This window comes from Psychrobacter sp. M4 (assembly GCF_055699795.1).
In genome coordinates, this window is record NZ_CM146740.1 from 1,233,588 (window position 1) to 1,256,332 (window position 22,745).

A 22,745-nucleotide genomic window follows, 5' to 3' on the forward strand; every position below is an offset into this window, starting at 1 on the left:
AATTGGGGTCAAACGCTTAGTTTCTAATAGTTTGATTACGGTCTTAATGGCATATTTACAGCCACATCGATATTACTAAATTTATTACTATAATCTTTAGTGCTCAGCCCATTCAACTGAATCTAAATCAACACCTTCTTGATACATATCCCAAAGTGGTGATAAAGCACGCAGTTTATCAACAGCGCTATGCATCTGAGTAATTACGGTATCAATATCTTCTTCAGTAGTATAGCGGCCAAAGCTAAAACGGATAGAACTATGAGCTAATTCATCAGAGCGGCCAATAGCACGCAGTACATATGATGGCTCAAGGGTCGCTGAGGTACAAGCTGAACCCGAGGATACCGCTAAATCTTTCAAAGACATCATTAAAGATTCGCCTTCAACAAAGTTAAAGCTTATATTTACAATATTAGGGACACTATGTTCAAGATCACCGTTTAGATAAATCTCTTCAATGTCTTGTAAACCATCCCATAGCTTTTGACGTAGTTTTTTGGCATGAGCATAATCTTCTTCATAGCGCTCATTAGCCAAACTAAAGGCTGCCCCTAAACCAACAATTTGGTGTGTTGGTAGCGTACCTGAACGCATGCCACGTTCATGGCCTCCGCCGTGTTGCTCAGCTTTTAGACGAACGCGTGGTTTTCGGCTGACAAACAGAGCACCAATACCTTTTGGACCATAAGCTTTATGACCTGAAAAGCTCATTAAATCAACTTTACTAGCTTGTACATCTATTAAAACTTTACCAACTGCTTGCGCCGCATCAACATGAAAGATAACTCCTGCTTCACGAGTAATCTCTCCGATAGCGCCAATATCAGTAATAGTGCCAAGCTCATTATTTACAAACATTAGTGATACTAAGATAGTATCTTCGCGTAAGGCTTCTTTAACTTGCTCTGGTAGAATCAAACCAGTACCCTTTTGAGGCTCTAAATAAGTGATCTCAAAACCTTCTTGCTCAAGCTCACGGCAAGTATCAAGCACTGCTTTATGCTCAATCTTACTAGTGATAATGTGCTTACCACGCGAATGATAAAAATGAGCCGCGCCTTTGATAGCTAAGTTGTCAGACTCTGTCGCACCTGAGGTAAAGACGATTTCGCGAGGGTCAGCATTAATAACCTCAGCCACTTGCTGACGCGCCGTTTCTACTGCTTCTTCAGCTTGCCAGCCGTAACCATGTGAACGTGACGCTGGATTACCAAAGACACCGTCTACCGTCAAATATTCGCTCATTTTCGCAGCAACTGGTCTAGCAACTGGCGTAGTGGCGGCATAGTCTAGATATATAAGGTTGTTACTCATGCTGGATTTGCCTCGCTGGTCGATAAATTAATAGTTGTAATATCTTTTATAAAGTTTAGATTTTGACGTTCTGATATAGATTTTACGTTCTTCATGTCTAATAATTGTGCCAATGTAATATCTTTCAAGTACTGTTCGATATGATTAGATAAAGCACACCATAAGTCATGGGTTAAACACATACTGCCACCTTGACAGTCTCCTTGTCCTCCGCACTGCATAGCATTAACGGATTCATCAACAGCAGTAATAATGCTCATTACATCAATCTCATTAAGCGGTTTTGCTAAATAGTAGCCCCCTGCTGCACCGCGAATACTAGTTACTAAGCCTTGCTTGCGCAGTTTAGAAAATAATTGTTCAAGGTAGGAGATAGAAATTGATTGTCGCTTAGCAATATCGGATAAAGAAACTGCACTGTCCTGTTGTTCAGCTTGCAAAGCTAAATCCAATAAAGCAGTCACTGCATATCTACCTCGGGTAGTTAAGCGCATAAGTTGTCTCCAAAATCATAATTAATAAACTAAGGTCAACGATGATCTTGGTATCGTAATTGTTTTGAGTATTAACGCTACTAAGCCAAACGCTGTCGCAAAACTGTAATAGCAAATAAACCAATACATGTTGCGATATAGCCATTATACTTAATCCCGAGTAATTTAGTCAAGATTAAAATGTCGTGAGTTAGTTATTATTATCTATCACTATTATTAGTAAAGGTAATGATAAGAGAACTGATAAGACTGTCGATAATATTTGTTTTAACCTATAAATATACAAGCTAAAACCTAGAAAAAGATTGTAATAATAAACATTATGAAATGCTCAATGATTATCTATCTATATCATTGAGCATTATTTGTATGGTTGAGCTTCCCAGTACTGTTTAAACTATTAAATTTGATATTTAATTCATGATCCAGCCAATAATGGCGCCAATAGCGATAACCGCCATGACTATAGCAGTTATAGTCAACGCTTTTTGCTTACTTTGTAGCTCTTTTACGGTAGTTTCAAGCTCGCGATTTTTTATCGTTAACGTATTGATTTGAGTCTGTTGTTCAGCAATACGTAACTTATAATTATCTCTTTTTTCTTCTTCTTCATTAGCACTAGGTTTTTGCTTATCGCTACCAGCTTTGAATCGTTTCATCAAACTTTGAATTAAGCTACCAAGGCCCAGTTGGGTAATGAAGCTTTTAACCAGTTGCGCCTGAGTAGCCTCACCACGTATCTGAAGTTTATCAGTCGCTTCACTATCGTGAGAAGTGATGGCTTTGAGCACTTGAATGCTATAAGCGTTGATGATGACATCAGGCTCACTGCGATCTGCAGGAAGATGAGTATCTAGAAGCACTCCTTTATAACTAAAAGTGGCAAAAACTTCTACATGGGGCAGATATAGACGCAGACAAACAACGCTACCTTGCTTAGCTAGAGGATAAGCCGCTTTACGAAGTTCAGGATCTAAGCGCAGCAGTAAAGTCAAAGCTGATTCAATGAACACTAAGATAATATTAAGAAGAGAGTGAGACAACGTAGAACGCTTCATGTAAATAGTCCGTTTTATTTTATTTGATCAATGAAAAGTAGATAACATCAGATACAATAATTAAAGTCAGTATAGTGCTGAGGCTAACTTGTGAACCACAAGCATAGTAATGTCAATCTAACAAATTTACTATAGTACCTGCATTTAATAGGGTAGTTGTTGATGACTGATTGTATCTATCGTTATCGCAGCGTTCTCATCATAAAAAGTAATATAGGTGTGTGTCAGTTAGCAAATTGTTGTTTGTTTAATAACTTATATCATGTCATGTGCTTAGATGGTTGACAACATTTAATAGTCAACTTGTTTTTGCATATTTTTTGTGCAAATTTCAAAATAACGACTAACATACAGGTGTTTTGCGTAACGTTAAGTGTCTAATACGTAGTTTAGTAACCAAAAAAACGTAAAATCGCTTGCGCTCCTTATGCAGCCTTGCTATAAAGACGATGATAGCGCGCAACCTGTAAATATAAGCGTCGGAAATTGTTTTTATTGATTAAATCAGATGAGGACGATACAATGCCTGACGCTAGCGTTTATTATAGCCCTTAAACTTGAAGGAAATTTTATGAATAAGTCAGAACTAATTGATAGCATCGCAGAAAAAAGCGGTCTGAATAAAACCCAAGCTGGTGATGCATTAAACGCAGTTATGGAAAGTATCGGCTCAGCTTTAGAAGCTGGTGATAGTATCTCACTAGTAGGCTTTGGCACTTTTAGTGTAAAAGATCGTAAGGCTCGTACGGGCCGCAACCCTAAGACAGGTGAAGAGCTTAGCATTCCAGCAAGTAAGGTACCTAGTTTTAAGGCAGGCAAAAATCTAAAAGAGCGTTTAAATTAAGCCGTATTTTAAATGCTGTTTGGTCAAAAGCATAGTAAACTATAAGAATATTTAAAAAAGCACCTTAATCAAGGTGCTTTTTTTTAGCTAAAATTTCTTGTTGAAGTTTTTATTTAAGATAGCGTGAATATTTTGAGTCTAGGCTAAAATTCACGTATCATAGAGCGCTTGTCTGTATCTAATACTTTTTCAATTTGCTAATTTGCTATTGTCACCCAATATATTAAAGGTACCCAATATATTAAGGGCATAGCAACCGTTTTTTCACTATAGGTTAATAAAGCAGAAATTATTATGGATAAATTGCGCGATTTTCTAAAAAGCTGGCCTGGTCGCATTTTATTGGTACTGTGCTTGTCACCATTGGCACTGTTAGGTGTTGAAAGTTACTTTGGAGGTTCAACCGATCCCAATCAAATTGCTCAAGTAGGCGAGGCGAGCGTAGGGCTGTCAGAATACCAAACAGCCGTGAACAGCCGGCGTTCGGAGATCTTAGAGCAGCTCGATGATGCTAGCCTGTTGAATGAAGACGTGCTACATACGCAGGTACTAAAAGGCTTGATTGATCGCACTTTACTTGAGCAGCAGGCTGGCAAGTTGGGCATGACGGTATCTGATGACACCATTAACCGTCTGCTGCGCCGTGAGCAGATTTTTCAAGATGCCAATGGTGAGTTCTCAAACGTGCAGTTTGCAAACTTTTTGCGTCAACGCGGTATGAATAAAGAGCAATTATTTGCTGAATTTCGTAATCAGTTGAGCCTAGATCAGCTTAATGCCAGCATTGTTGGTACGGCTATTTATCCTATGAAAGCGGTTAATCAGTTGATCGACTTGCAATTAGAGTCTCGTGATATTTGGCTTCACCGTTTTAATTGGCAAGATTATGAATCGCAAGTTACAGTGACACCAGCTGATATCCAAGCTTATTACGATGCCAACCAAGACAAGCTAAAAAGCGATGCTATGGTAGATTTGGCTTATATTCAACTGAGTCCTGCAACTATTCAGATCGATGAGGTGACAGAAGAGGAATTACAGCAGCAATATGAAGCTTATAAGCAAGGACTTGCTGTCGTCGATGAGCGTAAGCTTAGCCAAATATTGGTGACCGGTGATGACGCCAAAGCTCGTGCTGATAGTATCAAAGCACGTCTTGATCAAGGAGAGTCATTTGCGGCACTGGCTAAAAAAGAGTCAGATGATCCATCTGGCGCTAGTGGTGGTGATATTGGACGTTTTAATCCTTCAGTCTTTGGTAGTGATGCTACCGCTATTGAGACGGCGCTACAAGGTCTGAGTGTCGGTGAGGTTACTGCGCCCATCAAAACTAATTTTGGTTATCAGATATTTATGATAACCGAAGATAATGGTAGCCAGATTCCAAGTATGGATAGCATGCGTGAGGAGCTAACAGCTCAGGCAAAAGAGTATAAACGACAAACCATATACGCTGATAAAGTAACAGCCATTAATGATCTGGCGGCTGACGGTTTTAGTATAGAAGATATTGCTCAACAAGAAAACGTTGCTCTAAAGCGTATCGAAGACTACCGTAAAGACAATAATACCTCAGTGCTATCCCAGCCCTCAGTCATCAAACAAGCTTTTGATGAGTTTACCATCCAAGATCAAGCTGTAACGTCGGGCATTGAAGTAGGCTTAGGTACAGTCTGGGCGCAGCCAAGCAATTACCGTCCGACTCAAACGCTAACGCTCGCAGCAGCAACGCCCGTTATTACTCAAACTTTACTCAAGCAAAAAGCCAGTGCACTTGCTCTAAAAGACGCTAAGCAGATAGCAGCAAATATCAAAACAGTTGCTGATATCGCTAAACAACCTGTAGATTTTCAAGCTTTGGGTGAAGTGAGTCGTCAAACTACACTGTTAACAGATAAAGAGCGTAGCTTGGCTTTTAGCAAGCAAGCACCTGAAGATGGTGTTGTAGCCTTAGCAAGTGAGACGGAGATAGGCGCTAGCGTGTTGGTTGGTGATCGCATTGAGACTGCACGCCAATCACAACTCTCTGATAATGAAAAAGCACAAACAGCAGCAATTATCCGCGATAATTTAGGTCAGGATCAACTGCAAGACTACTTAGATTATCTGCGCTTAGTTTATAAGGTTGAGATTAACGAAGCTAATATGGCAGGAGCACAAGTTCAGTAATGGGACTATTAGTGTCTGCATTGATAACACAATGAACAAGCTATAAAAAAGCCACTATATTAGGTATAGTGGCTTTTTTTATGACTTAGCTTTTGTACAATAACTCTTGTGCAAGAGCGTTAATGGCGGAAATGACGTACTCCGGTGAAGACCATAGCAATGCCGTGTTCGTTAGCAGCAGCAATGGTTTCATTATCGCGCATAGAACCACCAGGCTGAATGATAGCTGAGATACCAACATCTGCTGCATTATCGATACCATCACGGAAGGGGAAGAAGGCGTCAGATGCCATTACCGCTCCTTCAGTAGTCAAACCTGCGTGTTCAGCTTTGATGGCAGCAATACGTGCTGAATTGACACGGCTCATTTGACCCGCACCGATACCAACAGTACGCTGATTCTTGCCATAGACAATAGCGTTTGATTTGACATACTTGGCCACCGCCCACGTAAATAATAAATCGCTAATCTGGCTCTCTGTGGGTTGAACGTCAGTCACGATTTGCAAATCATTAGCCGTAATGATATTTAAATCTTGTTCTTGTACTAAAAGTCCGCCGTTGACGCGCTTATAATCCAGCTGCGCTAACAGATCCTTTGGAGAGGTAAGCTCACCGCAAACCAGTACGCGTACGTTTTTCTTACTAGCAGTCGCTTGCAATACACCTTCTTCAAGACTCGGCGCGATAATCACTTCCACAAATTGATTGTCAATAATAGCTTTGGCAGCGGCTACGGTAAGCTGACGGTTAAAAGCAATAATACCGCCAAACGAAGATTCAGGATCAGTACTAAAAGCTGTACGGTAGGCTGCTACTTGATCATTATCAATAGCAACACCGCAAGGATTAGCATGTTTGACGATGACACAAGCCGGTGCTGTAAAGGCCTTTACGCATTCAAGAGCAGCATCGGTATCGGCTATATTGTTATAAGACAAAGCTTTGCCTTGTAATTGCTGAGCCGTAGCAATAGAGGCTTGCGGGCTCTCAGTAAAGGTGCCTTCAACATAAAATGCCGCTTTTTGATGTGGATTCTCTCCGTAGCGTAAATCCTGTGCTTTATCCAGTTGCAGATTAAGTGTACGAGCAAAAGCCTCTGGTTCTTGCGTATCATTGACACGGCTTCCCAAAAAGTTAGCAATTATACCGTCATACTGTGCGGTATGCTCGAAAGCTTTTACTGCTAAGTCATAACGTAGGGTAGCGCTCAGCTTGGTGCTACCTTCTAAAGCGGTAATCACACGATCATAATCATTTGGGTCAGTAACAATGCCGACATGCGCATAGTTTTTAGCAGCTGCGCGTACCATAGTAGGCCCACCAATATCGATATTTTCAATAGCCTCGTCCATAGTTACATCAGTACGAGCTATAGTTTGTGCAAATGGGTATAAGTTCACCACTACTAGATCGATACGATCAATCTTATGCTCGCTCATAATGTCATCATCAGTACCGCGGCGACCTAAAATACCACCATGGATTTTGGGGTGCAGAGTTTTCACGCGGCCATCCATCATCTCAGGAAAGCCAGTATAATCTGACACTTCAGTGACCGCTACATCTTGCTCTTTGAGCAGACGATAAGTACCACCTGTTGACAATAAACCAAAACCTGATTGGATAAGTGCTTGAGCGAATTCTACGATGTTGGATTTGTTTGAGACTGAGAGTAGAGCAAGCGGTTTTGTAGCCATAATAACCGTTCCATAAAAAAAGCCTGACAAGGTTGTCTGGCAAATTAGTTATGACAATCATATATACCATAAGGTTCAATCTATGAGTTGTCGTATGTAGTAATAATAAAAGCTAGCGTTTTGGGAGTAATACGTATAGTTTGATATCTAAGAGCTCAATATCTAAGAGATAGCTTGAAGGGTCAGTACCAGCCACTTTGAGAACATAAGCGACGCTTATGATAAAACATCTGATCTATTAATACAAAACGCAAAAGCACCTTTAATCAAAAATTAAACAAAAAAGTGAATATATTGAATATATAAAGGTAGCTTTGATTCTTACATTAAATTAAGCGCTACATTAGACCATATGTTTTGAGTTTTTTGCGCAGCGTGCCACGATTAAGCCCTAATATTTGCGCGCATTTAGTTTGGTTGCCGCGAGTTTGTTCAAGGACCACGGTCAGTAAAGGCAGCTCTACTTCCTTTAAAATTAAATTATAGAAGTCTGTAGGCATCTCATCATCTAAAGCTGCGAAATACTCACGTACCACACGCTCAACGTGCACTCGTAAAGGTGCATTTAGCGAAATAGAGGTAGGGTTATCAAGTGTTTGCTCGTTGGTATGGCCATTTAGATAAGAGTTACTTAAATAAGAGTCACTTAAACCATGATTGCTTGAACGATAATTACTAGAACGATAGTCACCTAAATGGCTGTCTACATCGCTAGTAGGTAGCTTCATATCATCACGATCAAAAAGATTGTCATCGCTTTGACTAGGATGACTAGCAGAAGGTTGCGCAGAGTGTGCCATAAGGTAATGTCCCTAAAAATATATATAAGCTAATGATAGTAATTATTAAGCTATGATTAAACCCGCATCGAACGTGTATTAGCACTAGATCATCAATAAAAAAGATTATCAATAAATAGGATCGATGGTAATTTGGCTAATCTGATTATCTGCAATTGGTACAGTGAACATCAAAGATTTGTGTTGTTCTGCAGGTAGTTTATACTGCTTGCTTACTAGATAATCTTCTGGCAATGCAATAAACTCTCCAACTAAAACCTCATCACTATACATACCTACTTTAAGCGTTGGTAGCAACTGGGCCTGTGTGCTTTGATTGGCTAAGATAGCACTAATATCGCTAAAACCATTAGCGGATTTTATCTCACTAGGTCTATGCACAAGATCGGTTACATCAAAAGCCGTTAGATCAGCGCTTGGTAAGCTACAAACTGCAATAGCACAAACAGCTTGCAAACGGGCGGCGTGTGCAGGATTCTTAACTAAATGATCAAGATTAAAAATAACATATTGTGCAAACAATAGCATTACTAATACCAAGCAGCCAGCCAGCCACAGCACTGATGCAGCAGAAGCCTGCATACGGTTCTGCGCAGGATAGCTACGCGTAGGACGCTTATGAGTTTGCCTATAAATATTTAAGTCATTAAGGTTTGCATGACGGTTCAGGTGTTTTTGATCGTTGGGCGGCACACCCATACTAGCCAATAGCTTTGATAAGTCAGTCGTAGATTTTGGGTTATCTATACGCGTATTATCACTATCATCTTGTTCTTCTAAGAGCTTCTCAAGCCAACCATTATCGTTATCACTACGATGGTTAGTAGTGCTTACAGAGGCGTTGATATCGTTTGCAGCCGCTGAGCTCATAGTAGACTGAAAGCTAGTCTTAGCAATGTAATCACTCCTAACAACCAAACTATCTAACTCGTTATTTGCGATGGACTCTTTGTTAGCTACCATATTCGGCTGCTTATTACTCTTCGATGAGGATGAAGGCATGGCATCTAACAGTGAGAACCAAGGCTCCATATCATCTGATAAGTCATATTTTGTATCGGTATGATCTGACTCATCAATAGGCATATCATCATAGATAAGATCATCATTATATAAAGAGTCACTTTGATCTTTTGAAGAAGCCTCTGTTTTAGTGACCCGATTAAATTTTTGTTTAGCAGTATTGGTCTTAGAACTGCTAACAGTTGACATAGTATCGCTGGAAACTACAATATTATTGTTAACTAAATATATTTGCTGGCAGCGCTCACAGCGCACCTTTGCATCTCGCTCATTTAGATGTGATTGCGGGACACTAAGATAAGTTTTGCAGGAAGGACATTTGGTTTTGATGAGCGTTTGCATAGGGCGGCGTCCAAAAAAGAGCGGCAATAACTGCCATTCCACTCATCATAATTATCTTATGTCCTATTTATTATTAAACATCTGTATATCAATAATAGGAGAGTGGCATTAATCATATAAAGACCAACTGACTACCTATCGTAACATATGTAATATATTGTTGCTAGTGTGTAAATTTAAATCATGCCTATTGCTATCGTGTAAACGTACCCGATAAACGCTGCCAATGTTGATCCTCTTGAGCGCTAAAGGCATGTTTGGGATCAAGAGCGAAGTACGGTTTATAAGCTTCAGCAACTTGCTCAGTCTGTGATTCGATCAAACCTGCCAAAACGATTTTGCCTTTTGTAGCGATGAGTGTTGCAAAATAGGGCGCTAAGCTGATGAGAGGCTTGGCTAATATATTGGCAACAATAACGTCTACAGGTATAACTTCATGTTGCTCACAATAAGCTGTAAACTCTTCAGGTAAAAAAGCTTGTAGACGACTGTCAACACCATTGCGTGCCGCATTCTGCTTAGTAGCCAGCACAGCTTGCGGGTCAATATCAACAGCATAAACGTGTTCGGCGCCCAACAATAAAGCGCCAATACCCAAAATACCTGAGCCACAGCCATAATCAATAACTACTTTATCGCTTAAGTCTTGTTCAGTTAGCCAGTCCAAACATAAACGCGTAGTAGCATGATAGCCGGTACCAAAGGCAAGGCCTGGATCCATAATTATATTAGTAGCACTAGGGTCAGGCGGTGTCAGCCAGTTGGGAACAATCCACAAGCCGTTAGCACATTCTATGGGGTGATAATGAACCATCCATTCACGTTCCCAGTCTTTGTCGTCAACTGATGTCAGCCAAATACGACTGGCGTGTACTTGAGCGGCAATTTCATGACCAAGCTGCTCGAGAGATTGCCGACTACCAGCTGCAGTAGTAGCGTCAAAAAGCCCTGTGAGTATGACCTCATCCCAAAGCGGTGCCTCTCCTGGTAGCGGCTCAAACAAAGGTTGATCCCCAGCATCGTCTAGTGCAATTGAGAGGGCGTCTGCTTCTAATAGCAGGGTCTCTGCTAACTCAACGTTCGCTTTTTCACACTGTAAGTGCAATTGTTGCCATGCCATAAAAATAACCTTGATTGTATTTGTTAGATTGTGTTTGTTAACTCAAATAAAAACCATTAAAATTTTTACCAGTTGATTATCAATACATTATCTGAGTGCTTGTTGCGCCTCGCGAATGACACGCGAATTGTTTTGCTGTTGACCTGATTGCAAAATAAGCTGCCAGAGTGCGCGTCGGCGTTCGCTATCTTGTGAGACCGTCAGACCACGACGAGCCATAGCTTCTGCTTTACGAGGCTGATTCTTTTTTAAAGCCACTTGCGATAAATAAAAATACACAGCTGAGGATCTAGGGGCAAGACGCTGCGCACGGGTAAAACTACTTTCGGCGGCGGTTAGATTATTAGACCGAAGCTCATTGATACCTACTTGTATTAGATTGCGAAATGCAGGCAAATCGCTCTGATCGGTAGAGGTTCGGGCGCTTTGTTGTTGCGAGTTTTGACGCGCCCGCTCCAACAAAGCATTGCGCGGTGATGGCGTGGACGGCGGTATGACAACATAATCATCGCGCGAAGGTATTATGACAGTAGGCTCATTGAATATGGTTTCCGGCGGCTCTATAATCTGCGTGGGCTGAGTAATAGGATTAGTGATACCTCTACTATCCTTAGAATTAGGTGTTATTTGGCGCTTAGATGGTTCAGGGTAAGATGGGTAGGTCTGTGTGGCTTTAGGAGGTGTAGAAGGGGCTATATCGGTGTTAGGGCGCTCATTGCTACCGTAAGTAGGTGCTTGAGTCACAGGGATTCTGTTCTCAGGAGTTCTATTTTCAAGGACTCTATTGTTGAGTCTTGTGTTTTCAGGCAATTGGACGACGGTAGAGGAGGTCGGCGCTGTACTATCAGGACTAGATACAGTTCTAGATACTGAAGTTGGTGTAGTCTGACAAGCACTCAATGTCAGCATACCTATAAGCGTACTAGTAGCTAACAAGAGTCTAGATAATCCTAAACGCTTTTTTATCGTTATCGAGTTTTGCTGCAGTATAGGCTGCATAGATAGTGCCATATCAAACCTCTTCTTTATCTCATTTAAATAATAATATAAGCTGGTAATGTATGTTTAGCTACTTTCATTCGGTCTCATCGACTGAGTTGTTGAATAATCAAAACCATTCTAGCGCGCGATCGTACCAGGTGTCAGCTCGTCTCGTATTGTCATCTTCTTGCTCATCAATCGCTTGGCCATCTGGAATAGGCAGTCCTTCTTCGAGGCGCTGCTGATTGATAGCTCCTTGCTCATTCTGCCATTGTATTTGACCCCGTGCTTGATCTTGCTGATACAGCGCCATCGCGCAGCTACTGGCTTCTTCTGGTAGATGTGCTGACATGACTGGCAGATAGCGCGCCCCTTCACAGCGCTCGTTAGATAGTTTGCCTGAATTATTTTCAAGCCATAACCATTCAATACCTTCTGGTTCTGGGGTAGCTACTGGTGTTAGCTTTAAGCGCTTCATGTAATCAACCCATACTGGTAGCGCGCCGGTACCGCCACTAAGCCCAATGGGTTTATTGTCATCGCGGCCTACCCAAACGACGCTGACGTAGTTGCCACTATAACCTGCAAACCAAGCATCACGGTAGTCGTTGGTAGTACCAGTCTTACCGGCAATATTCAGCTCGCTCCCCAAAGACTGCGCGCGCTTAGCAGTACCATTTTTGACTACTTGCTGGAGCGCATAGTTGGTCAGATAGTTAGTCTCCGGCGGAATACTACGCTCGGTGCTAAGACCAGTACGCTGCAGTATACTACCGCGATTATCAACCACGCTACGGATACTGTGAATAGGAGTGCGAAAGCCGCCCGTAGCAAAGACTTGGTAAACCCCTAACATATCCATCGGGCTTAGATTCACTGAGCCTAACAATACTGACGGATAGGTAGGAACCTTCTCTTCAATACCTAAGCGGCGCAGTTGTCTAACAAAGGTGTCAACGCCAAACTCCATGCCCAACCGAACCGCGCTTTGATTGTAAGATTGGGCCAGTGCGGTAGTCAAAGCCACATAACCATGGTCACGGTTATTGTAGTTCTTAGGGTTCCATTTACCGCCATCGCTTAGATTAACGGTAATAGGGGAATCATCTACTGAGCTTGCTAAATTGTAACGACCACTTTCAAGGGCAGTCATATAAATGACTGGTTTTAGTAGTGAGCCGACTTGACGCTTGGCATCAACAGCACGATTAAAGCCGGTAAACTCACTACCACTACCCACCACAGCTACCAGCTCTCCAGTCTCAGGGTTAGCACTAACTAAAGCGCCCTCCAGATCCTTGGCTTGACTGCTACCACGGCGCAGCTCACCAAGTTTTTGCTCAACCGCTTTATCTGCGGCAAGCTGAGTGATAGGGTTTAGGGTGCTAATGATCGTCAATCCCTCGTTTTTTAGGTCATCAGCGTAATAAACGTCATTGAGCTCACGCTTGACTATATCTAAGAAATCAGGGAAAAGGCTCTTACCTTCAACAGGTTTATCAACCACACCCAAAGGCTGCTCGATAGCTTTGTCGTACTCAGCTTGGGTGAGCATGCCAAGGGTAAGCATGTTATTTAGCACGGTATCGCGACGCGCTTTAGAGTCGTTAGGATGGCGGCGCGGGTTATAGACACTGGGGCCTTTAGCCATACCGACCAATAAAGCCTGCTGATCGGTACGCAGCTCACTTAGTGGCTGATTAAAATAAAACTGTGAAGCTAGGCCAAAACCATTGATGGAACGATTACCGTTTTGACCTAAGTAAATCTCATTTAAATAGGTCTGCAATATCTCATCTTTACTATAATGCAGCTCTAGTAGCACCGCCATGAGTGCTTCATTGGCTTTACGCTTTAGGGTGCGATCAGAATTTAGATAGAAGTTTTTGATGAGCTGCTGGGTGATGGTTGAGCCGCCCTGCATAGAGCCGCCAGAGAAATTATTGAGTACCGCGCGCGCGATACCGCGGATAGAGACCCCTTTATGCTCATAAAACCCGCGATCTTCGGTCGCAATCAAAGCATCAATCAGCGGCTGCGGTACCTCGTCTAAAGAAACAACCAAGCGATCCTCATTACTATCAGGATAAATACCGCCAATATTTACCGGCTCAAGGCGTAAAATCCCCATTTTGTTGGGTTCGGTACTTTGGATGGACTGAATTTTATTATTTGAGATCGTCATTTTAATGACTTGTTCTTTATCGATGTCGTTGGCGCTATAAGTAAAACCGCGCGTATGGATAAAATAGTCACTGCCTGACTTATAAAAACTACCCGTGCGGTCATAAGCTTTGTTGTTGCTGTAATTGAGCAGCTCAAGCCAAGTCTCGATAGTGTTTTTATCAACAGCTGCACCTTGATATAACTCAAGGGGCTGTGAATATACTTTGGCAGGAATATCCCAGCGTTTACCCTCAAACTTATGGGTAATCGTACGATCGAGCTTGACTAAGTATAGCGCCAATAGCACCATACCAACGATGATAATAATCAATAAAAGGCTGCTAAATACCAAGCCACGTTGCTGCGAGGGCGGCGTATTTATGACAGACTTAGGCGAATTTGATAGAGTAGAATGGGGTTTTTGCACTTATAGAGTACCGTGTTGAGATTAAAAAACTGCCTCATAATGACGCAAATTGACAAAATTTTCAATCTATCATCATAGACTTAGGCATTTATTAGTTTTGAGTTTAACGGACTATCGTAACTATCGATCAGATTAGACTGCAATTGGCTTTTAATTTGAACCTTGAATGCCATATAAGATAACAATCTATACGCAGCAAAACGATGTTTTTTGTATGAATTAATGCGCGCTATGTTGCTGTTAGCCCCAGTATCAGCATTATTATTATAAGCATTGATACTTAAACAAAGAAGTTAGTGGTTAGTTTAAGATAATCGTCAGCCAAATCGGTCTAAAGGAAGTAATCGCGACTATGTCCATTGCCTCGCCACCAGCGTCTCACTATGATAACTCTATTACCCAAGGTTTAGTGTTGCCCCTTGAGGGCCACTGTTTTCACTGTGGTGATCCAGTGCCGCAGCCGCCTTTTTATACAGAGGTGCTAGGGCAGGCACGCGCGATGTGCTGTATGGGCTGCCAGCTTGCCTCGCAAAGTATCGTTGAGGCGGGACTGGAGCAATATTATCTGGATCGCTCGGAGATTAATCGTACAGCAAGTTTGCCAACCCAACTGACGCGCCTTGAAGCTTACGATCACGACGAGATCAAAGCGCAGTTTGTATACGCGCAAGGTGGCTTTTCAGTCGCTGAGTTGTCGGTTAATAACTTGCGCTGCGCGGCATGTACTTGGCTAATTGAGTCGCGGCTCTATGAGATTGACGGTATTAGTAAATGCCAAGTCAATCTAACCAATCAGCGTATGCGCGTGATCTGGGACGAGGCTAAACTGCCTATTAGTCGTATTTTAGCGGTTATCAACGAGATTGGCTATGACGCCAAGCCTTATCGACAAGACACGCATGAGGCGATGCTAGCACGGCACAACAATCAGATGCTTCTGCGTCTTGGTATCGCAGCTCTCGGTGCTATGCAGGCGATGATGTACGCGGTCGCTATCTATTTCGGTGAGTACAGCGATATGCTGATATTTCAGCGTGATTTTTTGCGCTGGGTGTCTTTATTTGTCAGCACGCCGGTGTTCTTTTACGCAGGCTTACCGTTTTTTACCTCAGCATGGTCAGCCATCCGCGCCCGTCAAGTAAATATGGATGTGCCAGTTAGTGTTGCTTTGGTAGTGACTTTTTTCGCCAGCCTTTATGCCACAGTTACAGGGCAGGGCGAGACGTATTATGACTCAGTTAGTATGTTTATTTTCTTTTTGCTAGCGGGGCGCTATATTGAACACAATGCGCGCTTAAAAGCGGCGACTATGGCCAATGATTTGGTGGTAATTGAGCCGACGCTAGTGCAAAAAATTGATGAAGATAAAGCCGCCGCTGAGCATATCTTAGCACAGCCAAGTTTGGTGTCTGATGCTACGCCCAGTTTTATGCAAGATATTGATGCCGATATACAGGCTATTACTAAGCAGATCGCTACTCACTGGCAAAAAAGTCGTCAGCAGACTTTAGAGACACAGGCTGTAGCTCAAGAGCGTGTTTTAGAAGAAAAAGAGATGGTGACGGCGCAAAGTCTTCAGGTTGGCGATATTATCATGATTGAGGCTGGTGCTGAAATTATTAGTGATGGTGTTTTACTGAGTGACATAGCTACGGTATCGCAAAGCTTACTGACGGGTGAGGGCGATCTTATTACCAAGCATGCAGGCGACTATATTGTGGGCGGCGCGCAAAATGACAGTCAACCGTTCATAATGCTAGTTACGGCACTGCCACAAGACAGTCAGATGGGACTAATTGATAGGCTGATGAATCGGGCGATGAGCGAAAAACCAAAGCTTGCGCAGCAGGCCGATAAGCTAGCACGTTGGTTTGTAGCTCGTATTTTGGTGTTATCCGTATTGGTGTTTATCGGTTGGTATGTTGTTGATCCCAGCCAAGCGATCTGGGCAACGGTGGCAGTATTGGTTGCCACTTGTCCTTGCGCTTTATCTTTGGCAACGCCCATTGCGCTTACGGTCGCAACCAACCGATTGGCAAGCTATGGCTTTTTGACTACGCGTGGTCATACGCTACAAACCTTGGCTGAGATTACCCATGTTGCTTTTGATAAAACTGGCACTCTAACTTATGGTAAGCCCAATTTATTAACTATTGAATTAATAGCCTCGAGTGATTCTTTAGCGACAACGACAAAGTATAAAAACCATCAATCAGACGAATCAAGACAAGACCAGCTGTTATCGATAGCAGCTGCCTTAGAAGTGGGTAGTCGTCATCCTATTGCGCACGCGCTACTAACCGCTGCTTATAAAATACATCTACCAGCCACACAAGACTTGACGCATTATCCAGCAGGTGGCGTGGAAGCGGTTATCGATGACGAGCTATACCGTATCGGTCATATTGATTTTGCCCTAGACAAAATAAAGGCTAGAACAAAAGCTGTAACGATAGATGGAACAACTGGGAACACTGCTAATAAGAATACTCTTGATGATGTTACCATTGATTTAAAAGCCCATCGTGCCAGCTCAGCAGTGGTGTTGTCTTGTTATAAGTCTGAGCAGTGGCAAGCGCTAGCCTGTTTTTATTTCAATGATAAGGTACGTGATACGGCTAAGTCGACGCTCGATAAGCTCAAAGCTTTAGACATTGAGTCAGTGATGCTTACAGGCGATCCAAGCCCGCAAGCGCTAGCTATGGCTGAATCTTTGGGTATGCAATCAGCTTATAACGGCCTGTCGCCGATGGACAAGGTCGATCATATTAAAAACTTGCAAGCAAAAAATGCAGTGGTATTGATGGTAGGAGATGGTATCAATGATGCGCCAGTATTGGCTGCTGCAGACGTGTCAACCTCTATTGCTGGCGCCGCAGATCTAGCACAGGTTTCAAGCGACAGTATCATTTTAAACGGTCAGATTGAGGCAATTACCGCCGCCAAACGCATCGCGGATAAAACAGAGCGCATCATTAGACAAAACTTTCGCTGGGCGCTTGGCTATAACGGTATCGTGTTGCTGCCAGCCGTCTTTGGTTATGTGCCGCCTTGGCTTGCCGCTATTGGTATGTCACTAAGCTCGCTACTGGTAGTGCTCAATGCACTACGTTTAAAACGTGCTTAAAGATATGATCTAAAAGCTATAATCTAAAATCTTTGCCTATAAAAAACGGCCTATTATGAATAACAGGCCGTTTTGGTTTAAGTCGTATTATTTTAGCTAATTAGTCTTGTAGATAGCTTAGCAGACGCAGGAACTCAATGTACATCCACACTAGAGTCGCTACGATACCGACACTAAATATCCATTCATAATCTTCAGAGACACCAGCTGCTACGCCGCGCTCGATATTATCAAAATCAAGCAATAAGCTAAATGAGGCGATGACAATGACAAATAAGCTAAAGCCAATAGCGATCATGCCGCCATCAAATAAGAACGGTAAGCTTGAGCCAAACAAAATAAAGCCCCACTGCACCACATACAAAATCATAATGGCAAATACAGCTGACATCATGATAGAGCGGAATTTATCAGTAACTTTGACCAAACCTGAGCGATATAACCCTAGCATTACTGCCGCTGTGACAAAGGTTGCACATAGTGCTGTTAAAGGCACGCTTGGGTACATACTCATAAAGATCATGGAGATGCCGCCCAAAAATAAACCTTCTAACAAAGCGTAGGGAACAGCTAACTTTTTTGCCATATGTGGCTTAAAAATCATAAAAAACGCTAGACCAACACCAGCAAACATGCTGATAATCGCTGTCATATAAATAAAATTGCTAGACAAACCAGCAGCAATGGCATAAAAGAAAAAGCCTAAACCAGAGAGTGCTGACAAGCCTAAAAGCATGGTCGTTTTTTGTACCACGCCTTTAACGGTCATCGGCTCACCACCGACCGCAAGTTCAGCGCGACTGACAATAGGATTTGCCATATATAAGTCCTCGATAAAAATGAAATAAATGTAAGCTACTTTAGCAAAACTGCTATTATTGTCAACTGTGTTTACGTGACAATAGTCAAGGTTCAGCGCTATTGTTTATCAGCTCATAAAAGCTGATCTATAGCCATACCAAGTAGCAAAGCTCCGCACTATCAATCCATCCAAAGCTGAATAGACATAAAAGATGCGAATGATGATTTATATATGGGGCTGATTACGACAGTTAACAACGATAATTGATAAAACATGCTAGTTTAACGGCTCAATTATCGCTATTATTGCTTATTTAACATTTTTAACGTCACTTTGTGTTTTTTGTCATTTATTCTAAAGTTATGCCGAGTCGTTTTATGGAAAACTCAGCGCAGTCAGCAAGATTGCCGCACTTACATGAATCAGAGTTGTTTCACGCTATCAAGAACCCTGCGTTTCGCCGTATTGGTCTTATGGGCCGTGCTGGCAAGCGTAGCGTAATCAAAAGCCTTCTTCAGGTATCTCAGACCGTCAATGAGATGGGTCTGACTTTAGTCATGGATATGAAAACAGCTAACCTACCTACTTTAGACCTTAGCAATATCGAAAAGGTCAAAATAGTTAAACGTAGTTTGATTGGCGAGATTTGCGATTTGGTTATTGTAGTAGGGGGTGACGGCTCAATCCTTCATGCCGCTGAAGCATTGGCCCGTTATCGCGTGCCAGTATTGGGAGTTAATCGTGGTCGCCTTGGGTTCTTGGCAGATGTCAAGCCAAACGAGGTTGCTTTTAAGCTGCGGCAAGTCTTGATGGGCGATTATCAATTAGATCACCGGTTTTTATTGACCATGGAGATACGTGAAGGGCGCGACATTATTCATGAAGATATGGCTCTTAATGACGTAGTGTTGCATGCTGGTAAATCGGTACATATGATCGATTTTCAGATGAAAATAGACGGCCAAGACGTCTATCGCCAACACAGTGATGGTTTGATCGCAGCGACACCAACGGGGTCTACCGCTTATGCGCTCTCAGGCGGCGGTCCTATTATTCATCCTAGTATGGATGCTATTTGTTTAGTACCTATGCATCCTCACACTTTATCAAGCAGACCAATTGTGGTGAGCGGCAACAGTGAGGTTTGTATTCGTATTCATGAAGACAACCGTACTCAACCAATGGTTAGCGCTGATGGCAAAGCCAGCGTGCCTCTAGAGCAAAACCAGCGTCTATATATTCGAAAACACCCTGACAAACTTACTTTGCTACACCCACCAGGCTTTGAGTTTTATGAGGCTTGTCGTACTAAGCTGCACTGGAACGTCCATGCTGAGGAGTTCAGTCTAGATGTTGATGATGATATTATGGATGATGAATAATAGACATACTATAAACTGAATATAAATAGCGAAAGGAGAGTAGGTAGTATGGACAAACAGACAATATTAAGCAGCCTAACGCCTGAGATAGTCGATAAATTTCGTGAAGCTATTGAGCTTGGTAAGTGGCCGGACGGTCGTAAGTTAACCGCAGAGCAGCGCGAAACTTGTATGCAGGCGGTCATGATTTGGGAGCACGAGCATCTGCCCCCAAGCGAGCGCACAGGCTTTATTCATAAACCTGTAAAAGAAGATGGCAGCGTAGTCGGCGCTGACTGTGATGTTGAACATGAGCAGCATTATCCTAATTTGCCCAATCCTACAGGTGCCATTCAACCTGTCAAGTTTCGTGATAAATAAAGCATGATGAATAAAGAAAGTTGCTCATAATAAAAAGGCCACACTATGATTTGCTAGTGGGGCCTTTTTACTAGTGACAGATCATAACTACACGCTCGTAGTATCAACATCTGGACGTAAAGTTAAAGGGTTCTTTTCCATCAAAAACCCTTGCCAGCCCCAATGCAAAAAGTTACGTATGTTGGCATGATCGGTACCATTAGGAGTCGCTCTTACCTTTTCGTAATGTTCACCAAACAAGGTGAGCGTATCTAGTTGATTTAGATTGTGATGCTTTGCAAAACCGAAAATCTTGGCACTGCCTTCACTCTCACCTGCTGCATTGTGCACCATGCCATTTACAAATGGTGCAGGCGAATAACGATAAAAGTCATCGATAAAGCTGATAACATCATTGAACCCAATGGCCTTTTTATTCAAACCATTAAGTAATGCTGATACGTCTGATCGGCGGATACTCATAATTCAATAACCTCAAAGCAGATTAAATTAGCGATTAAAATAGTCTTCGTCATCGAATGAAGGCGCAAAGCTACCTTGCTCAAGATGCTGCAGCTGCGACTGCGCAGAACGCTCTTGTTGAATACGTTGATAGATCTCTTCGCGGTGCACAGCAATATCTTTAGGTGCATTAACACCGATACGTACCTGATTACCTTTAACCCCTAGAACGGTTACACTGACTTCGTCGCCAATCATCAAGGTTTCGCCTACGCGGCGGGTTAAAATTAGCATGCGTCACACTCCTTATGTCGCAATAAAAAATAGTTACTCATTATATTGTATCTCAATTTCAGAATATCACTAGGCTAGCTACTATATGATGTTTGTTATATTGAATCGTTCTATTTTTATAATAAAGCGTCTTATCTTAATTCATTATAATAAAATAGAGATATGATCCAAAACACTGCAAACAACAAGAATAGTTAAGTCTGTGATAATAGGTAAGTTCATTTAGCCCAAATGAACAGTCCATTATAAGTACCCAAGCAAACAGTGTCACGACTTTTAACAAAACTGTTGGGTAAATAGTCCATCCCGATAACAAACACAGAATCGTGATAGACCATATTAGTAAATAAGTAACAGGACTTAACTTTGTAGTGATAAGTCGTCGATATGTTTATTGACCAGCTACTTTACTATCCCCTTCTGTACGATCAAGACCGAAAGCAGTATGGAGTGATTTAACAGCTTTTTCTAGATACTGTTCTTGAATAAGAACCGATACTTTAATCTCGCTGGTCGATATCATTTGAATGTTTATGTTGTTTTCAGCTAAGGTTTGGAACATGAGGCTGGCAACACCTGCATGAGAGCGCATACCAACGCCAACCAAAGAGACTTTGACGACTTCGCTATTACCGGTGACCTCTTTGGCGCCAATCTCATCTTTTACTTCATCGTTGAGCACCTTTAGTGCCTTGTCCATATCGCTACGGTTGACGGTAAAGCTAAAGTCAGTAGTACCGTGGGTAGATACATTTTGGACGATCATATCGATTTCGATATTAGCGCGGCCAATTGGGGTCAAGATAGCTGAGGCAATACCAGGGTGATCAGGGACACCGCGCACCACGATTTTTGCTTCATCGCGATTAAAGGCGATACCTGAGATAACTGCTTGTTCCATACTGTCCCCTTCGTCTATTGTAATTAAAGTGCCCACGTTGTTCTTGAAATCATCATCAAAGCTACCATCGTTGTTTTCATCAAAGCTTGATAAAACCCGCAGCGGTACACCATACTTGCCAGCAAACTCTACTGAACGAATTTGCAAGATCTTTGAGCCAAGGCTTGCCATCTCTAGCATCTCTTCAAAGGTGATCTTTTCAAGTTTTTTAGCTTTTGAGGTGACGCGTGGATCGGTAGTATAGACGCCATCAACGTCGGTATAAATCTGACATTCATCCGCGCCTAGTGCTGCGGCAATAGCCACGCCGGTAGTGTCAGAGCCACCGCGTCCTAAAGTAGTAATATTGTCCTCATTATCAATACCTTGAAAGCCTGCGACAATGACAATATTACCAGCATCCAATTGCTGACGAATATTTTTATCATCAATACTTTCAATGCGGGCTTTATTATGCGCCGCATCGGTTTTGATGGCGACCTGACGACCTGTAAACGAGCGCGCACCAATGCCAAGCTCTTTGATAGCCATCGCTAGTAAGGAGATAGATACCTGTTCACCTGTTGAGACCATTTGATCGTATTCACGAGGATCGGGCTGCGTGCTAATCTGACGCGCTAAATCAATTAGGCGATTGGTTTCACCACTCATAGCAGAGACCACAACAATGATTTGATGACCATTATCGTGCCAACGTTTAACTCGTTTGGCGACGTTTTTTATGCGATCAATACTGCCCATTGAGGTGCCGCCATATTTTTGTACTATTAACGCCATAGGATGGTTACCTGTTTTTGTTGGTGGTCGTCTATCACTTAGTGTTGATTAGAACGGGTAGATAAGAATTATGCCTCAACTTGATCATATCTCTTGATGTTATAGCTAGATATAAGTTTGAGTGGGCACTGTTATATCATATAAATTCGACAAATTTAAGTCGTAACTGCATTTAGATATATGGCGATTGGTTATAAGGGTTATAACCAATCGCACCGTT

The 22,745-nt window shown here is 42.3% G+C and carries 17 protein-coding genes and 2 pseudogenes; 5 read left to right on the plus strand and 14 right to left on the minus strand.

The genetic code is table 11. From position 1 onward, the window contains the following. Nucleotides 1–96: 96 nt before the first annotated feature. From ACR63N_RS05220 to ACR63N_RS05230, 3 genes are all read right to left on the minus strand, one after another. The gene (locus ACR63N_RS05220) at nt 97–1,317 is read right to left on the minus strand and encodes an IscS subfamily cysteine desulfurase (protein ID WP_367103505.1); all 1,221 of its coding nucleotides are present in this window, start codon (nt 1,315–1,317) and stop codon (nt 97–99) included. After that, a complete protein-coding gene (locus ACR63N_RS05225) occupies nt 1,314–1,811 on the minus strand; it encodes an Rrf2 family transcriptional regulator (RefSeq protein WP_367103504.1) in 498 nt (165 codons plus the stop codon). Before ACR63N_RS05225 ends, ACR63N_RS05220 begins: the two co-directional genes overlap by 4 nt. A 413-nt stretch (nt 1,812–2,224) precedes the next feature. Continuing rightward, complete coding sequence (locus ACR63N_RS05230) at nt 2,225–2,869, minus strand: hypothetical protein (RefSeq protein ID WP_367109985.1); 645 nt, start codon at nt 2,867–2,869, stop codon at nt 2,225–2,227. A gap of 571 nt (nt 2,870–3,440) precedes the next feature. Between ACR63N_RS05230 and ACR63N_RS05235 the strand changes: the two genes are divergently transcribed. Beyond that, nucleotides 3,441–3,713, plus strand: a complete 273-nt coding sequence (locus ACR63N_RS05235; RefSeq protein WP_367103502.1) for an HU family DNA-binding protein — start codon at nt 3,441–3,443, stop codon at nt 3,711–3,713. A gap of 294 nt (nt 3,714–4,007) precedes the next feature. Further along, entirely contained in the window at nt 4,008–5,882 is a 1,875-nt protein-coding gene (locus ACR63N_RS05240; protein WP_367103501.1) for a SurA N-terminal domain-containing protein, read from the plus strand. A gap of 119 nt (nt 5,883–6,001) precedes the next feature. On the opposite strand, the gene purH is transcribed toward ACR63N_RS05240, so the two are convergent. From purH to mrcB, 7 genes and pseudogenes are all read right to left on the minus strand, one after another. Further along, entirely contained in the window at nt 6,002–7,582 is a 1,581-nt protein-coding gene (gene purH / locus ACR63N_RS05245) for a bifunctional phosphoribosylaminoimidazolecarboxamide formyltransferase/IMP cyclohydrolase (RefSeq protein WP_367103500.1), read from the minus strand. A 338-nt stretch (nt 7,583–7,920) separates the two neighbouring features. Then, nucleotides 7,921–8,157, minus strand: coding sequence for a DNA-binding transcriptional regulator Fis (fis, locus tag ACR63N_RS05250; RefSeq protein WP_367103795.1), 237 nt, complete (start codon nt 8,155–8,157; stop codon nt 7,921–7,923). Nucleotides 8,158–8,490: 333 nt separating this feature from the next. After that, nucleotides 8,491–9,594: a DUF3426 domain-containing protein gene (locus ACR63N_RS05255; RefSeq protein WP_367103794.1), complete on the minus strand. Its 1,104-nt coding sequence runs from the start codon at nt 9,592–9,594 to the stop codon at nt 8,491–8,493. 84 nt (nt 9,595–9,678) lie between these two features. Then, a pseudogene (locus ACR63N_RS05260) lies at nt 9,679–9,747 on the minus strand (hypothetical protein); the annotation flags it as partial. A 193-nt stretch (nt 9,748–9,940) separates the two neighbouring features. Then, nucleotides 9,941–10,867, minus strand: a complete 927-nt coding sequence (prmA, locus tag ACR63N_RS05265; RefSeq protein ID WP_367103499.1) for a 50S ribosomal protein L11 methyltransferase — start codon at nt 10,865–10,867, stop codon at nt 9,941–9,943. A gap of 87 nt (nt 10,868–10,954) precedes the next feature. After that, entirely contained in the window at nt 10,955–11,878 is a 924-nt protein-coding gene (locus ACR63N_RS05270; RefSeq protein ID WP_472782551.1) for a tetratricopeptide repeat protein, read from the minus strand. A gap of 97 nt (nt 11,879–11,975) precedes the next feature. After that, complete coding sequence (gene mrcB / locus ACR63N_RS05275) at nt 11,976–14,441, minus strand: penicillin-binding protein 1B (protein WP_472782552.1); 2,466 nt, start codon at nt 14,439–14,441, stop codon at nt 11,976–11,978. A 352-nt stretch (nt 14,442–14,793) separates the two neighbouring features. Between mrcB and ACR63N_RS05280 the strand changes: the two genes are divergently transcribed. Next, nucleotides 14,794–17,568 (plus strand): heavy metal translocating P-type ATPase, encoded by a 2,775-nt coding sequence (locus ACR63N_RS05280; protein ID WP_472782553.1) that lies wholly within the window; start codon nt 14,794–14,796, stop codon nt 17,566–17,568. 100 nt (nt 17,569–17,668) lie between these two features. On the opposite strand, the gene ACR63N_RS05285 is transcribed toward ACR63N_RS05280, so the two are convergent. Next, the gene (locus ACR63N_RS05285) at nt 17,669–18,388 is read right to left on the minus strand and encodes a Bax inhibitor-1/YccA family protein (RefSeq protein ID WP_472782554.1); all 720 of its coding nucleotides are present in this window, start codon (nt 18,386–18,388) and stop codon (nt 17,669–17,671) included. 455 nt (nt 18,389–18,843) lie between these two features. Between ACR63N_RS05285 and ACR63N_RS05290 the strand changes: the two genes are divergently transcribed. After that, nucleotides 18,844–19,752 (plus strand): NAD(+) kinase, encoded by a 909-nt coding sequence (locus tag ACR63N_RS05290; RefSeq protein ID WP_472782718.1) that lies wholly within the window; start codon nt 18,844–18,846, stop codon nt 19,750–19,752. Between the two features lie 48 nt (nt 19,753–19,800). Beyond that, the gene (locus tag ACR63N_RS05295) at nt 19,801–20,112 is read left to right on the plus strand and encodes a YeaC family protein (RefSeq protein ID WP_367106106.1); all 312 of its coding nucleotides are present in this window, start codon (nt 19,801–19,803) and stop codon (nt 20,110–20,112) included. A gap of 87 nt (nt 20,113–20,199) precedes the next feature. On the opposite strand, the gene ACR63N_RS05300 is transcribed toward ACR63N_RS05295, so the two are convergent. The 3 genes and pseudogenes from ACR63N_RS05300 to ACR63N_RS05310 form a co-directional block, all read right to left on the minus strand. Next, nucleotides 20,200–20,574, minus strand: coding sequence for a HopJ type III effector protein (locus tag ACR63N_RS05300; protein ID WP_367103492.1), 375 nt, complete (start codon nt 20,572–20,574; stop codon nt 20,200–20,202). A 105-nt stretch (nt 20,575–20,679) separates the two neighbouring features. Continuing rightward, nucleotides 20,680–20,847, minus strand: a pseudogene (gene csrA, locus ACR63N_RS05305) (carbon storage regulator CsrA); the annotation flags it as partial. Nucleotides 20,848–21,238: 391 nt separating this feature from the next. After that, the gene (locus ACR63N_RS05310) at nt 21,239–22,525 is read right to left on the minus strand and encodes an aspartate kinase (RefSeq protein WP_367103491.1); all 1,287 of its coding nucleotides are present in this window, start codon (nt 22,523–22,525) and stop codon (nt 21,239–21,241) included. Nucleotides 22,526–22,745: the final 220 nt, after the last annotated feature.

What these genes read in the sequence shown, in the direction of transcription:
- ACR63N_RS05220 (WP_367103505.1), bottom strand. Translation starts at nt 1,317, where the DNA reads ATGAGTAACAACCTTATATATCTAGACTATGCCGCCACTACGCCAGTT.
- ACR63N_RS05225 (WP_367103504.1), bottom strand. Translation starts at nt 1,811, where the DNA reads ATGCGCTTAACTACCCGAGGTAGATATGCAGTGACTGCTTTATTGGAT.
- ACR63N_RS05230 (WP_367109985.1), bottom strand. Translation starts at nt 2,869, where the DNA reads ATGAAGCGTTCTACGTTGTCTCACTCTCTTCTTAATATTATCTTAGTG.
- ACR63N_RS05235 (WP_367103502.1), top strand. Translation starts at nt 3,441, where the DNA reads ATGAATAAGTCAGAACTAATTGATAGCATCGCAGAAAAAAGCGGTCTG.
- ACR63N_RS05240 (WP_367103501.1), top strand. Translation starts at nt 4,008, where the DNA reads ATGGATAAATTGCGCGATTTTCTAAAAAGCTGGCCTGGTCGCATTTTA.
- purH (WP_367103500.1), bottom strand. Translation starts at nt 7,582, where the DNA reads ATGGCTACAAAACCGCTTGCTCTACTCTCAGTCTCAAACAAATCCAAC.
- ACR63N_RS05255 (WP_367103794.1), bottom strand. Translation starts at nt 9,594, where the DNA reads ATGTCAACTGTTAGCAGTTCTAAGACCAATACTGCTAAACAAAAATTT.
- prmA (WP_367103499.1), bottom strand. Translation starts at nt 10,867, where the DNA reads ATGGCATGGCAACAATTGCACTTACAGTGTGAAAAAGCGAACGTTGAG.
- ACR63N_RS05270 (WP_472782551.1), bottom strand. Translation starts at nt 11,878, where the DNA reads ATGGCACTATCTATGCAGCCTATACTGCAGCAAAACTCGATAACGATA.
- ACR63N_RS05280 (WP_472782553.1), top strand. Translation starts at nt 14,794, where the DNA reads ATGTCCATTGCCTCGCCACCAGCGTCTCACTATGATAACTCTATTACC.
- ACR63N_RS05285 (WP_472782554.1), bottom strand. Translation starts at nt 18,388, where the DNA reads ATGGCAAATCCTATTGTCAGTCGCGCTGAACTTGCGGTCGGTGGTGAG.
- ACR63N_RS05290 (WP_472782718.1), top strand. Translation starts at nt 18,844, where the DNA reads ATGGGCCGTGCTGGCAAGCGTAGCGTAATCAAAAGCCTTCTTCAGGTA.
- ACR63N_RS05295 (WP_367106106.1), top strand. Translation starts at nt 19,801, where the DNA reads ATGGACAAACAGACAATATTAAGCAGCCTAACGCCTGAGATAGTCGAT.
- ACR63N_RS05300 (WP_367103492.1), bottom strand. Translation starts at nt 20,574, where the DNA reads ATGAGTATCCGCCGATCAGACGTATCAGCATTACTTAATGGTTTGAAT.
- ACR63N_RS05310 (WP_367103491.1), bottom strand. Translation starts at nt 22,525, where the DNA reads ATGGCGTTAATAGTACAAAAATATGGCGGCACCTCAATGGGCAGTATT.